Here is a 13,322-nt window from a genome sequence, read left to right on the forward strand (position 1 = left end):
CGCTACGCTTATCCACCCTACAAAACCGGCGATTTTGTAGGGTGGATAAGGTGCGCCGCACGATGTTCGGGATTCAGCACATCGATTGTGCGCGCCGCATCCACCATGGGCCGCAGGAGACCCTCAAATTTGGAACTGCTGTGTCGCCCTCGCCGGCTACCCGGCAGGCCGTCAGTGACACCTGACGAAGCCTGGATGTAGTGATTCTGGATTGATCCGGAGTGTAAACCATGACGACTGCGGAACTAGTGTACGAGCATCTCAAGCAACTGCCGGAGCCTACACTCGGCACAGTGTTGGACTTCACCCGCGACATCTACAGCATCTCGCGCCTGACCAGCGAGGTGCGAGCGGTGCTCGACGGCAGTTTTCCGCTGCTGTGGGTCCGCGGCGAGATGTCAAACCTCGCCCAACCGGCCTCGGGTCATATCTATTTCAGTCTCAAAGATGAGGCCAGCCAGGTGCGCTGCGCCATGTTCCGCGCCAAGCGTCTGTTGCTCGGTTTCCGGCCTGAGAACGGCCAGCAGGTGCTGGCGCGGGTGCGGGTGACGCTCTACGAGCCGCGCGGCGACTTTCAACTCGTGGTGGAGCACCTGGAGCCGGGCGGGGAGGGCGCCTTGCGGCTGGAACTGGAGCGGCTCAAGCGTCGGCTGGCCGCCGAGGGGCTCTTTGCCGAGGCGGTCAAGCGCCCGCTGCCGGCCTTCCCGCGTCAGGTGGGGCTCATCACCTCGCCCTCCGGCGCGGCGGTGCACGATCTGCTAACGGTGCTCGGGCGGCGCTGTCCGGCGCTGTCGGTGTTGATCTACCCGGCCCAGGTCCAGGGTGCCGGAGCGGCTGCGACGCTGATCCAGGCGCTGGCCGCCGCCAACCGGCGGGCCGAGTGCGACGTGCTGATCCTTGCCCGCGGCGGCGGGTCGATCGAGGATCTGGCCGCTTTCAATGATGAAGCCCTGGCCCGCGCGATCCGCGCCTCCGCGATTCCGGTGGTGACCGGCGTCGGGCATGAGATCGATGTGACCATCGCCGATCTGGCCGCGGACCGGCGCGGCGCGACGCCCTCGGCGGCGGCCGAGTTGGTGGCGCCTGCGGCCGTGCATCTCGCCCAGCGGGTCGCCGCCCTGCAGGCGCGTCTGCTGCATCTGGAAGGCCGCGTGCTCGATGGCGCCAACCAGCGTTTGGCGGCGGTGCTGCGCCAGTTGGCTCTGCTGCACCCGGCCGCGCGTCTGGAACGTCGGGCGCAGCGGCTGGACGAGTTGGAGCGGCGGCTGGCCGAGACCATCAGCCGCCGCCTGGGTGCCGCCTGGTCGCGGTTGGAACCGCGGCGGATCGCCTTGCTGGCGGCCTCACCCGAGCGCCGGTTGGATCGTGCCGCCGCGGGCCTGAATGACCTGATGCGCCGCCTGCACTGGGTGCAGTCGCGCGCTTTGGCTACGCGGCAGGAGCGTTTGGGTCGGGCGATCACCGGCCTGGATGCCCGCAGTCCGCTGGCCACCCTGGCGCGCGGCTATGCCATCGTCACCCGGCTGCCGGACGGGGCCATCCTGCGTGATCCGGATCAGGCACCGCCCGGCACCCGGATCGCGGCGCGATTGGCGGCGGGCACGCTGCACGCGCGGGTGGAAGCGCCGGAGCCGGCTGCCGAGGTGCCCGCGCGCCCTGCGGTGCGGAATCGGCTGGTCGACACGCGCGGGGACGACCCCGTTGACGCCTAGCCGCACTCAGAGGAGTTTGACCAAGGCCGCGATGGCCGCGACCTGGGCGAACATCAGTGGAACGATCCATTTCAGGAGGTCGATCTTGGTCCGTACCACCTCGCTGCGCACCCGCTCGATATCGAGTTTGAGTTCGGCCCGCACCTCTTGAATCTCCTTCTGCAGACGCAGTTCGGTCGCGCGCAGGTCGGCGCGGACCTGCTCGATCTTGGTTTCCAGCCCGGCCCGCACCAACTCGACCTTGGTCTCCAGATCGGCTCGCACCAGCTCGATCTCCTTTTGCAGGCGTAACTCGGTTTCGCGCAGATGGCCCTTGGTGGCCAGGTCCGCCAGGTGCGGATACCGCTCTTCCAGGCGCTCGAACGCCTCGGCGATCAGTCGGGCGCGGGTGCGCTCGTCGGGAGCCGTGGTGAGTGCGTCGTAAAGGGCAACAACGGATGTCATTGTGCAACTATGGGAGCATTTGAACGCGTGCGCAAGTGACGGAGTAGCCTAACGACGAATAACCGGTGCCGAAGTCGTCCATGTATAAGGGAATGTGCCGTTCGCGCAGGGCGGGCAGTACGCTGCTGGCGGCGTCGATGTTGGTGATGACGGCCGTTTCGGTCAGTTCCAGCCGTAACTCCCCGGCGAGCAGACCACAGCGCGCGATGACGCTGTCGATCTGGGCGAGCAGCTCGCCGTCCAGCAACTGGTGGCCGGACAGGTTGACGCTGACATAAAAGCCCGGACGCCAACGCCCCTCGAGCTTCCATTCCTGAATCTGTCGGGCGGTGTGTTCCAGGACCCAGGCACCGATCGGGATGATCAGTCCGGTTTCCTCAGCCACCGGGATGAAGTCCGCCGGCGGCAGCCACCCCTGTTGCGGCTGCTGCCAGCGGATCAGTGCCTCCATGCCGACCGCCCGCCGGTCCGCCAGCGCCACGATTGGCTGGAAGAAGACTTTGAACGTCAGCGCGATCCGCTTGCCGGTGAGATCGGACGCCATACGGGTGCTGAGGGCGACCCGGTTGGGCAGACCGGTCAGGGCATCATGGGTGGCGTCGTAAACCAGCTGTTCCTGAGCCTGGGCGCGCTCGGTGCGCAACCGCACCAACAGCGCGATCAGCCAGCACACGGAATCGACCAGATTCCCCAGCGGAAAAGCAATAGGCGTCCGTCACCGGGCTCGGGTAGGAGCGCCGCAGGCCCAAGCCGACAAACAACAGCACCGTGAGGACCCCGGTATAGATGCCGAGCAGGACCCACAAGCGCATCGTGTCGCGGACGAAGTCCGGCTCGGGGCTGTCGCGTATCCAGGGGCGGATCGTTTTTCGATCCTGGATCACGACTGTTGCCTCTTGCGGCGGCATTCCTGCCGGCAGATGAATGTTCACCAGCGGACTCAGCAACCAGCGCTCTTGGAAGGGTCGGCTACGCCCGGAGGTGGCGTGCCAGGGGCAACCGCGGCGATCTGTCGCCATCACCAGCAGGTGGTCGACCAGGGTATCTTTCGAATAGATTACGGGCTGCGTCGGCGCAATCGCGACACGGAAGGCTTTGGATGGAACATCAGGGTCCAGGGTCGGCAGCGCGGCATCCGGACACCGGGTCTTGGCGGCGCTGACTTCAAGCGTCAATGCGCGCAGCCAGTGCGTGGCGGCGGCCGAGGCATCGATTCCCCCCGGCGCATCCCATCGCAGCGCCGGGTCCGCGGTGCCTGAGGCCCAGGCCAGGCTCAGCCACCCAAACAGGACGACCGCTGCCAGCCGGCGGCTACCCCAACCAGTCGGGTCTGCGTGACCCGTTAACCGCTCGAACATGGATTCGTCTCCTGCGGCGCAGTACGCGGGAGCACCTCTGAATCACCTCAGGGGTGGGTCGCGTCTGTCACTGACAACGATAGCCCGTCGCGTTGTGGTTCGCCAAGGGGTTCGCGGTTTGGCGTGCGATGGAGGCCATGCTCAACCCGGCAATGCTGTCGCTATTTGCGTCTGACGTACGCCTTGAGCCGCGCCCGGTGTTTGATTTGCCGTTCGGTCAGGTTGTTGCGCTGGCCCTTGAAGGGGTTGTCGCCGCCCTTGAATTCGATGCGCAGCGGGGTGCCGGTCAGATCCAACTCCTTGCGGAAGCGGTTGATGAGATAACGCTTATAGGTCTCCGGCACCGCCTCCATCTGGTTGCCGTGGATGATGATGAGCGGCGGGTTGCGTCCGCCCTGGTGGGCATAGCGCATTTTGATGCGGCGGCCGTGGACCAGCGGCGGCTGATGCTCCTGGACGGCGGCCTCCAGCAGGCGCGTCATCGCCGGCGTGGGAATGTCGCGCATGGCGTTGGCATAGGCCTTGTCGACCTCGTCGAGCAGGAGCCCGACACCGCTGCCGTGCAGGGCCGAGATGCGATGCTGGGTGGCGAAGTCGAGAAAGCCGAGCTTACGCTCGAATTGGGTCCGGATGTGCGTGCGGGCCTCCGCATCCAGGCCGTCCCACTTGTTGATGGCGATCACCAGCGCCCGGCCGCTTTCGATGATGTGACCGGCCAGGTTGGCGTCCTGCTCGCCGATCCCTTCATGCCCATCCAGCACCAGGATGATGACATGGCAGGCCTCGATTGCCTGAAGCGTCTTGATGATGCTGAATTTTTCAATGACGTCCGTGACCTTGCCGCGACGCCGCACGCCGGCGGTGTCGATCAGGGTGTAGCGGCGGCCGCGGCGCTCCATGGGGATGAAGATGCTGTCGCGGGTGGTGCCGGGCAGATCGCAGGTGACCAGCCGCTCTTCGCCCAACAGGCGATTGATGAGGGTGGACTTGCCGGCGTTCGGGCGGCCGACCACGGCGACCTTGGTGCCTTCATCCGCGCCGGTGGGCTCCGCGTCCGGATCGGGCTGCGGGGCCGCGGCCTCCAGCCGCGCGAACACCCCGTCCATGAGGCCGCGTACCCCGCGTCCCTGGGTGGCCGAGGTGGGCACAGGGTCGCCCAGTCCGAGCAGATGAAACTCGGCGGCCAGCACGTCGGGGTCGGCGTGGTCGGCCTTGTTGACCACCAGGGTCATGGGTTTGCCCAGGCGGCGCAGGCGCTCGCCGATTTCGTAGTCGCCGGTGGTGCAGCCGTCTTTCGCGTCCACCAGGAAGAGGACGTGGTCCGCCTCGTCGATGGCGAGTTGGACCTGGCGCTGCATCAGGAACGCGACACCGTCGCTGTCGTTGCTGATGCCGCCGGTATCGACGACGACGTAAGGGCCGGGTCCCATGCGGCCGATGCCGTATTGGCGATCACGGGTGAGCCCTGGGTAGTTGGCGACCAGGGCGTCACGGCTGTGGGTCAGCCGGTTGAACAGGGTGGATTTGCCGACATTGGGACGGCCCACCAGGGTAATGACGGGCAGCATGTCGGGTGTGCCTCTAAGGGTGTCTTCTGGGGTTGCGATTGGGTGATCTATTGGGGTTGTTCGCGCGGTCCGGTGCTCGGGGCGACCGGTGCCGTGCTCGACGCGTCAGGGGGTGTCTGATCGGCCGCCGCGGCCGATTGGTTGTTGGCGCCGCGGTTGCTGCTCGCGGGCGCCGTGCCGGTCGTGAGTGCCGCCAGGGTGCCGTCGATGGCGTAGACATAGATGCGTCCGCCGGCGACCACCGGACGGGCGGTGATCGGCTTTTTGGCGACCCGGGTGCGGCCCAGCAAGCGGCCGTCGGACTGGGCAATGAGGTGCAGCCAGCCCTCCATGTCGCCCACCACGATCAGGTTGCCGATCAGCGCGGGCGCGGTCAATTGACGGTTGTGGAGTCGCTCTTGTTTCCAGCGCCCGGCACCGCTGACCGGGTCCGCTCCCCAGACCTGATCCTGCGAGTCGGTGACGAACAGGTGGGAGTCGTTGGCGGCGATCCCGGCATGAGAGGACAACTGACGGCGCCACCGGACGGTTCCCCCCTCCTGATCGACCGCGGCCAGATCGCCGTTGTAGGTGCCAACGAAGACCAGATTACCGACCAGGATCGGGTCGGCATCGATGTCGGCGATGCGGGCCAGTTCCGAGCGGCCGCTGGGTGGGGTGACCGTGACTTCCCACAGGGGTGTTCCGTCCGTGGTGTCGAGTTTGACCAGTTTGCCGCCGGCCAGCCCGGCAATGACGCCTTTCGGGGTGATGGTCGGGGTGCTGCTGCCGCGCAGGGTGAGGATTGGCGCGGGGTAACTGACGCGCCACAATTCGGTGCCCTTGATGCTGTCGAGCGCGATGACGGTGTCGTCCAGGGTGTGCACGATGACCTTTCCGTCGGCGGTGTGGCGCGGTACCGAGAGGATCTCCCCGCTGGCGACGGCGCGCCATTGTTCGCGTCCATCGGTAGTTGCCAAGGCGACCGCCAAGCCGCTGCTGGTGCCCAGGATCAGTTGGTCGCCGGCGAGCTCGGGTCCGGCACTGAAGGGGAGGCCGGTCTTCCGTTCCCAGATGACGCGCCCGCTGTCCGCATCCGCCGCGACCACCAGGCCGCGGGAATCCGCCACGTAGACCCGGCCGCCGCCGACTGCCGGAACCAGGTAAAGGCGACGGCCCGCGCTGCCCTTGGTCAGACGCTTCGACCACAGGGTATGCGTCGTGACCTCGGGGACGATCTTGCTGAGCTTGGTGGGGGGGGTCGGGTCCTTGTCGCCGCCGAACCAGGGAATATAACTGCAACCGGTGAGGGTGCCGACGATCAGGAGCGCGGTGCAGCCGTGGCGGGCCGCGCGGCCGGCCAGGCGCAGCAGGGTCCGGGTGCGGGTCAGGTGCCGAGTGGGCATAGCGTGTGACTCACCCGGCCGCGGGCAGGTTGTCGAGTTTGAGCCGGATCAACTGGGGCAGGCTGGTCCCGGCAGCGATGGCCCGCTCGTATTCGCGACGTGCCCCCGCGTGATCACCGCGCGCGGCGGCAATGTCGCCGCGCACGGCGGCGAAATCGCCGACGAAGGCCGGGCTGTTGTCATGCGCGGCGACGGTGGCCGCGGCGGCGTCCAGTTGGCCCTCCGCGAGTTGAATTCGCGCGAGCCGTAAGGCGGCCAACCGCGCCAGCGCCGGGTCCGGAGCTTTTTCGATCACCTGTTGCAGGGTCGTCATGGCGCCCGCGGCGTCACCTTGGTCATACCGGGCTTTGGCGATGACCAGCGCACCGAAGCTGGGGTAGGGGGTGGAGCCGAAACGGCTGCTGAGGATCTCCTCCTGTTTGGCGGCGGAGTCCAACTGCCCGGCCTCGGCGCTGGCCGCCAACTGCTCAAAGGCGGCGGACGCTTGGGACCCGACACTATTGCGGTAGTCGGTCCAGGCGCGCCAACCATAGACTGCCGCGAGGCCGACGGCTAACCCGATGACCACGGACATGCCGTTTTCCTTCCACCACTTTTTGATGGCCTCGACTTTCTCGTCGTCGGTTTCGTAGTCACTCACGCTCGTATCCTTTTGGGTCTCATTATTGGATTGTCAGTGAACCGTTCCTAAGCGAGCGGGCTGGCCGCCGTGAGAAACGCGGCCGCCTCCGCCAGGGTCAGTTCCCGTTGTCCGGTCTCCTCGCGCAGGGGCTTGATGCCGATCACGCCACGCACCAGTTCGGTGTCGCCGATGACCAGGGCGTAACGTGCCCCGCTCTTGTCGGCGCGTTTGAACTGGCTCTTGAAACTGCCGCCGCCGCAGTGGGTCATGAGTCGCAGTCCGGGCGCCGCGTCGCGCAGGCGCTCGGCGAGCACCGGTGCCTCACGCTGCGCCTGCTCGCCGACCGCGACCAGGTAGGCGTCCAGCGGCGGCGCGGCGACCGTGCCCGCGGCCTCCACGAGTTCGACCAGACGTTCGATCCCGAGTGCGAACCCGACGGCCGGGGTGTCGCGCCCGCCCAGTTGCGCGACGAGTCCGTCATAGCGGCCACCGGCACAGACCGTGCCTTGGGCGCCCAGATCGTCGGTAATCCACTCAAAGACGGTCCGGTTATAATAGTCCAGTCCGCGCACCAGGCGTGGGTTGATCTGATAGGCGATGCCGACGGCATCCAGTCCGGCCAGAATTGCCGCGAAATGAGCGCGCGTGGCCTCACCCAGGCTGTCCATGAGGCGCGGCGCGGCGGCGGTGATGGCCTGCGTCTCGGGGCTCTTGGAGTCGAGCACCCGTAATGGATTGGTCGTGAGGCGTCGCTGACTATCGGCGTCGAGGTGCGTCCGATGGCGCTCCAGATACTCCACGAGTTCCTCGCGGTAGGCCGCGCGCTCCTCGGTGTCGCCCAGGCTGTTGACCTCCAGTCGCAGTCCGGTCAGTCCCAGGGTACGCCACAGTCGGGCCGTGAGCAGGATGACCTCCAGGTCGATATCCGGACCATTGAGGCCGAAGACCTCAACGCCGATCTGGTGGAACTGCCGGTAGCGACCGCGCTGAGGGCGTTCGTGGCGGAACATGGGACCGCGGTACCAGAGTCGCAGGGGCTGATTCAGCAAGCCGTTTTCGATGACGGAGCGTACACAGCTCGCTGTGCCCTCCGGACGGAGGCTCAGGGAGTCACCGTTACGGTCCGTGAAGCTGTACATCTCCTTCTCGACGATATCGGTGACCTCGCCGATGGAGCGTTTGAACAGGTCGGTGACCTCGACGAGCGGGGTCCGAATCTCCGCATAGCCATAACCGGCAAGGACTTGCCGGGCCGCGTCTTCGATTCGCTGCCAGGTACTGATCCGTTCCGGCAGGATGTCATGCATCCCGCGAATCGCCGCTATCGTCGTGGTCATAGAGTCGTCGTCATGTCGTGTCGGTCTCATCGCATGGGGTGTGCGGGGTGCGTCCCCGGCCACCGGGTCATTCGGGGTTAGTCGGGTCGAGCGTAAATTTGGCCCGACCGCCTTTGGTGTGGCGTTCAAGGTCGATGGGGCGGGCGCCGACAGTGACTCGGGCGGCGCGCGCCATGCCGATGTTGAACGTGTAGGGCGGCTTGCCGGTGAGGACGCGGGTGTCGCCCTTGCGCATCGTGCCGCTGAGTACAGCGGTGCCCGAGGCGTCGAGGACCTTGACCCAGGTCGGGCCGATGAAGGTCAGGGCGACTTCGGTCGGCTTGGCCGGCGGGCTCGCCGCGGCGCCTGGCGCATCCGTCGCCGCGGTGGTGTCGGTGAGCGTTGGGGCGAGACGCTCGGGTTCGCTCGCGCGGGGCAGTGTTGGCAGGGCGAGTTCCGCGGTCTGTCCTGATGCGGATAGAGGTTCGGACTCGGCCGTCGCCATCGTGGTATCCGCCGTCGGATCAGGTCGCGGCGCCGGCTCCAGCGAGACGCCTGCTGCTGGCCGTTCAACGCTCTGGTTCGTCGTCGCTGCCAAGGGGAGGTCAGCCGTGTCGGCGGCGGTTGGTGCGGGTACCAATTCGGCCCGGTTCTGCCACCACAAGACGACCATCGCGATCACGGCGGCCAGCAGCCCGCCACTGATCAGCCGCATCAGGACGTGCGCGCTGGTGATCTCATGGCCGATGATTTGTTGCGGAACAGGTTTGAAGCCCAGCGCGACCGGTTCCGGGTCCGGATTGGACGTGCGGTAGGCCATGATGAGTGGCTCCGGGTCAAGCCCGAGCAGGCGTGCGTAATTGCGCAGATAGCCGGCGATGAAGACCGGGCCGGGAAGGTCATGATAGCGGTCTTGCTCCAGGGCCTCGACCATCGGCACGCGCAGATGGAGTTGGGCGGCGACCCGCTCCACCTCCAGTCCGCGCGCCTGACGTTGGACGCGCAGACGGCGTCCCGGGCTCTCGGCGAATTCGACGACGTTCTGCTCATCGGTACTCATGGCTGGTGCTGGATTCATCGACAGCGGCTCCCTAAAGCGCCTTGGTTTCGGGGGCGTCCGGAAAACTTTTGCGCAGGACCTGTTCGTAGGTGGCCGCGGATTTGGTATTACCCATTTTGCGCTCGACTCTGATCGCCAGGATCAGGACCTGCGGTGCCGGGGCGTTGGCCTGAAAGTAGCGATCCAGGAATTCCTTGGCGGCCTTGGCATTGCCGCGTTTGAACTCGAGGTCGGCCATTTGGAACAGGGCCGGTCCGTAGCCTGCGTTGGCGGCCAGGGCGCGCCGGTAATTGGCCTCGGCCTGGGCGAGATTGCCGGCGCTGCCGGCGCAGGTGCCGGCGTTGGTCAGCGACATCCAGGGGGTGGCATAGAGCGGATTCTCGGTCGCTTTGGTGAACTGTTGCTGGGCTTCGGGATAACGACGTTGCGCGCAGAAAAAGGCTCCGTATGCATTTAAAATGTCCGGATTCTTGGGGGAGAGTTCCAATGCCCGCTTGAAGTTCTCTTCCGCGCGGGCCGTCTCCCCGATCCGCTGATAGATCATGGCGATCACAAAATAGGCGCGAGGGTTTTTCTTGTCCTCGCCAATCGCACGCTCGGCGCGGCGTAACGCCTCGTCCATCTGTCCGAGCCGGTAGTACTCCGCGGCCATCGCTACATAAAGGTCGCCCGGGCTGTTCTCGGCGTCCAGGGACATGGAGTCGTTGGCCTTGCGGGGCGCGAAATAGCCGCACGCGGCAAGACTCAGGCAGATTCCGCTCACGGCGGTGAGGCGAGCGATCGTAACCATACTCATGAGTGGTCGTAGAATACGCCGGCCCCGAGCGCGGGTAGCGCAATGGGGACAGGAGTCACCGCGGCCTGTCTGCGGGTGCGGTCCTCGACCCGGCCCACCAGTTGTCCGCAGGCGGCGGCAATCGCGTCGCCGCGCGTCTTGCGCGTGAAGGTGAGCAGACCCGAGCCCATCAGGCGCTGCCGAAAGGCTTCCAGCCGGTCCGGCGACGAGGTGGTGTAGCCGCTGCCGGGGAAGGGATTGAAGGGAATCAGGTTGAGTTTGGAAGGGGTTCCTTCCAGCAACCGGATCAACTGCCTGGCATGCTGGAGGCTGTCATTGATGCCGTCGAGCATGACATACTCCCAGGTGATCTTGCGGCGTTTGTCGCCGCCCAGATAGGCGCGGCAGGCGGGCAGCAGTTCTTCGAGCGGATATTTACGGTTGATTGGTACCAACTGGTCGCGCAGTGCATTGTTCGGGGCATGCAGTGAGACGGCGAGTGACACGTCGCTGACCTCGCGCAACCGGTAGATGTTGGGGACAATGCCGGAGGTGCTCAGGGTCACCCGCGACTTGGCGATCATGTAGGCCAAGTCATCCTGCATGATCGCCATCGCCTTGACCACCGCCTCAAAATTGGCGAGCGGTTCACCCATGCCCATCATCACTACGTTGGTCGGCGCCGCTCCGAGTTGTCGCGCCGCGTGCCAGACCTGGCCGATGATCTCCCCGACCTGCAGGTTGCGGTTGAATCCCTGGCGCGCCGTCGCGCAGAAGGCGCAGTTCAGGGCGCAGCCGACCTGCGACGAGACGCAGAGGGTCCTGCGGCCATCCTCGGGAATGTGCACCGCCTCCACCCGTTGGCCGTCCGCGAGTTCCAGGACCCACTTCACCGTGCCGTCCGCACTGGGCTGGGTGTGGCTGATGCGCGGCAGCTGGATGCTGACCGCGTCCGCGAGTGCCGTCCGCAGCGCTTTCGGCAGATCGGTCATGCCATCGTAGTCGAGGACGCCGTGCTTATGCAGCCATTTGAACAAATTGCGTCCATGGAACGGCTTGAAACCGAGTGTCGCGACCAGGGCGGCGCAGTCCGCGGCGTCCAAGTCCAGCAGGTTCGGTTTGGAAGGACCGGCATCCATCGGCGTGGTCATCGGTGTCACCGCGTGGTTCCGGCTGGTGTCAGCGGGTCCGCGGGCAGATGCCTTCCGGGAAAAAGAACGCGATCTCCACGGCCGCGGTGTCCGGGGCGTCCGAGCCATGGACCGCGTTCTCCGTGAAGGAGTCGGCAAAGTCGGCGCGGATGGTGCCGGGGGCCGCGTTGGCCGGGTTGGTTGCGCCCATGATTTCGCGATTCCTGGCGACCGCGTCCTCGCCCTCCAGGGCTTGGACCATGACCGGACCGGAGGTCATGAACCCCACGAGTTCGTCGAAAAACGGTTTGCCTTGATGGATTGCGTAAAACGCGGACGCCTGTTCCTTGCTCAGGTGCAGCATCCGGGCGGCGACGATGCGCAGTCCGGCGGCCTCGAAGCGGCCGAGGATGGCGCCGATGGCATCTTTGGCAACGGCATTGGGTTTGATGATCGAGAGTGTGCGTTCGATGGACATAGAGGCTCCAGGATGGGGTGCGGCGGTGCGCATCTCGGATGATAATAGCGGTCTGTCGCAGCGGCGCGACGCGACCTGGCGACGACCGACGCCCCGGCGGACCAGCTTGAGGGTAGCCGTGAAGTTTAACGGCAAGGGGGAGTGTCCGGCAATGCCAGGCGTTGCCCGGCGGATCGGGGTCCCGTCTCCGGGGGGGCAGCGAACCGGTGCGTGGTGAACCCCGGACGGTCCAAACAGCATCCCTCAGAGGCGATCTATGACTGAATTCGATGTCTTCAACGGCGACGCGGACGGCATCTGTGCCCTCCAGCAACTGCGGCTCGCCGAGCCGCTCGACAGCACCCTGGTGACCGGGGTCAAGCGTGAGATTGCGCTGCTGGAACGGGTGACTGCCGGCCCTGGCGACCGGGTGACGGTGCTCGATATCTCACTCGATACCAATCGTGCGGCACTCGATCGCCTGCTGGCCGCCGACGTTCGGGTGCGCTATTTCGATCACCATTTCCCCGGCGAGATTCCCAGTCACCCCGGATTCGACTGCCACATCGAGACCCTGCCCGATAAGGGTACCTGTCTGCTGGTCGACGAGTTTCTCGACGGACGTTTCCGTGCCTGGGCGGTCGTCGGCACCTTCGGCGACAACTTCGATGCCGCTGCCTACCGGGCGGCGCTGCCGCTCGAACTCGCCCCGCCCACGCTGGCCCAACTGCGTGAGCTCGGGATTTACATCAATTACAATGGTTACGGGGCTCAGGTTGCCGACCTGCATTTCGCTCCTGACGACCTTTACCGCCGGCTCCATCCTTACGCCAATCCGCTGGATTTCATCAATGAAGACTCCGCCTTCCGCGCCTTGAGTGACGGTTACGCCGACGATATGGCGCGGGCACGGGGGACCGTGCCGACCGTGGCGGGCGAGCGTCATCGGCTCTACATTCTCCCCGCCGATCCCTGGGCGCGTCGTGCCAGCGGCGTCCTTGCCAATGAGCTCGCGCAAGCGTCGCCGGAGTGCGCCCAGGCGCTGCTGACGCGGTTACCGGAGGGCGGTTTTGTGGTCAGCGTGCGGGCGCCGGTGACGCGTCCGGAGGGTGCTGACGTGCTCTGCCGTCAATTCGCGACCGGTGGCGGCCGCAAGGCCGCGGCGGGCATTAATCAGTTGCCTGAAGCGGATTATGATCGCTTTGTGGAACGATTCATCGCGGCGTTTTGATGGGTCACCGGTTCCGGCGGGCCGCGGCGTTTCACGGCAACCTGCCGGGCTTACGAAGCGGGACGCTGACCGCTTTAGGCGATTCCCGGGACATGCCTATCCGGTTGACTCAGGAAGACACCTATGGGTGGTGTGCCGCGATGTCCGGCGTTCCCCTGCGCCGAAGCGTTCAGCTTTGATCGCCGCCTTCGCCGAATCCCGAAGGCTCTGGGGTCGAAACCCACTAAGTCATTGTTCTAACGATCATCAGACATCGACACCCGA

The 13,322-nt window shown here is 65.9% G+C and carries 13 protein-coding genes and 1 pseudogene; 3 read left to right on the top strand and 11 right to left on the bottom strand.

All coding sequences use genetic code 11. From position 1 onward, the window contains the following. Both QZY03_RS13830 and xseA read left to right on the top strand, forming a co-directional pair. Nucleotides 1-185 (top strand): annotated as a pseudogene (locus tag QZY03_RS13830) (hypothetical protein); the annotation flags it as partial. 111 nt (nt 186-296) lie between these two features. After that, a complete protein-coding gene (xseA, locus tag QZY03_RS13835) occupies nt 297-1,712 on the top strand; it encodes an exodeoxyribonuclease VII large subunit (protein WP_363168939.1) in 1,416 nt (471 codons plus the stop codon). Between the two features lie 6 nt (nt 1,713-1,718). Here the strand turns inward: xseA and QZY03_RS13840 are convergent, their stop codons facing one another. From QZY03_RS13840 to ndk, 11 genes are all read right to left on the bottom strand, one after another. After that, complete coding sequence (locus QZY03_RS13840) at nt 1,719-2,156, bottom strand: coiled-coil domain-containing protein (protein ID WP_295581958.1); 438 nt, start codon at nt 2,154-2,156, stop codon at nt 1,719-1,721. Between the two features lie 7 nt (nt 2,157-2,163). Further along, entirely contained in the window at nt 2,164-2,829 is a 666-nt protein-coding gene (locus QZY03_RS13845) for a bifunctional diguanylate cyclase/phosphodiesterase (RefSeq protein ID WP_295581960.1), read from the bottom strand. Continuing rightward, nucleotides 2,744-3,514, bottom strand: a complete 771-nt coding sequence (locus QZY03_RS13850; protein WP_295581961.1) for a hypothetical protein — start codon at nt 3,512-3,514, stop codon at nt 2,744-2,746. Before QZY03_RS13850 ends, QZY03_RS13845 begins: the two co-directional genes overlap by 86 nt. Before the next feature lie 161 nt (nt 3,515-3,675). After that, nucleotides 3,676-5,082, bottom strand: a complete 1,407-nt coding sequence (der, locus tag QZY03_RS13855) for a ribosome biogenesis GTPase Der (protein ID WP_295581963.1) — start codon at nt 5,080-5,082, stop codon at nt 3,676-3,678. A gap of 47 nt (nt 5,083-5,129) precedes the next feature. Continuing rightward, nucleotides 5,130-6,467, bottom strand: a complete 1,338-nt coding sequence (gene bamB / locus QZY03_RS13860) for an outer membrane protein assembly factor BamB (protein WP_295581965.1) — start codon at nt 6,465-6,467, stop codon at nt 5,130-5,132. A gap of 10 nt (nt 6,468-6,477) precedes the next feature. Beyond that, nucleotides 6,478-7,107 (bottom strand): tetratricopeptide repeat protein, encoded by a 630-nt coding sequence (locus QZY03_RS13865; protein ID WP_295581967.1) that lies wholly within the window; start codon nt 7,105-7,107, stop codon nt 6,478-6,480. 47 nt (nt 7,108-7,154) lie between these two features. Next, nucleotides 7,155-8,426, bottom strand: a complete 1,272-nt coding sequence (gene hisS / locus QZY03_RS13870) for a histidine--tRNA ligase (RefSeq protein ID WP_295581969.1) — start codon at nt 8,424-8,426, stop codon at nt 7,155-7,157. A gap of 67 nt (nt 8,427-8,493) precedes the next feature. Next, nucleotides 8,494-9,483 carry a RodZ domain-containing protein gene (locus tag QZY03_RS13875; RefSeq protein ID WP_295581970.1) on the bottom strand — a complete coding sequence of 330 codons (990 nt, stop codon included), beginning with the start codon at nt 9,481-9,483 and terminating at the stop codon, nt 8,494-8,496. A gap of 13 nt (nt 9,484-9,496) precedes the next feature. Beyond that, entirely contained in the window at nt 9,497-10,261 is a 765-nt protein-coding gene (gene pilW / locus QZY03_RS13880) for a type IV pilus biogenesis/stability protein PilW (protein WP_295581972.1), read from the bottom strand. Then, entirely contained in the window at nt 10,258-11,391 is a 1,134-nt protein-coding gene (gene rlmN / locus QZY03_RS13885) for a 23S rRNA (adenine(2503)-C(2))-methyltransferase RlmN (protein WP_295581974.1), read from the bottom strand. Before rlmN ends, pilW begins: the two co-directional genes overlap by 4 nt. Before the next feature lie 28 nt (nt 11,392-11,419). After that, on the bottom strand, nt 11,420-11,848 hold the full coding sequence (ndk, locus tag QZY03_RS13890) for a nucleoside-diphosphate kinase (RefSeq protein ID WP_295581976.1): 429 nt from the start codon (nt 11,846-11,848) through the stop codon (nt 11,420-11,422). Between the two features lie 256 nt (nt 11,849-12,104). Between ndk and QZY03_RS13895 the strand changes: the two genes are divergently transcribed. Then, the gene (locus QZY03_RS13895; RefSeq protein ID WP_295581978.1) at nt 12,105-13,058 is read left to right on the top strand and encodes an acetyltransferase; all 954 of its coding nucleotides are present in this window, start codon (nt 12,105-12,107) and stop codon (nt 13,056-13,058) included. Nucleotides 13,059-13,322 lie beyond the last annotated feature (264 nt).

It is taken from the genome of uncultured Lamprocystis sp. (genome assembly GCF_903933125.1).
GTDB lineage: Bacteria > Pseudomonadota > Gammaproteobacteria > Chromatiales > Chromatiaceae > Thiodictyon.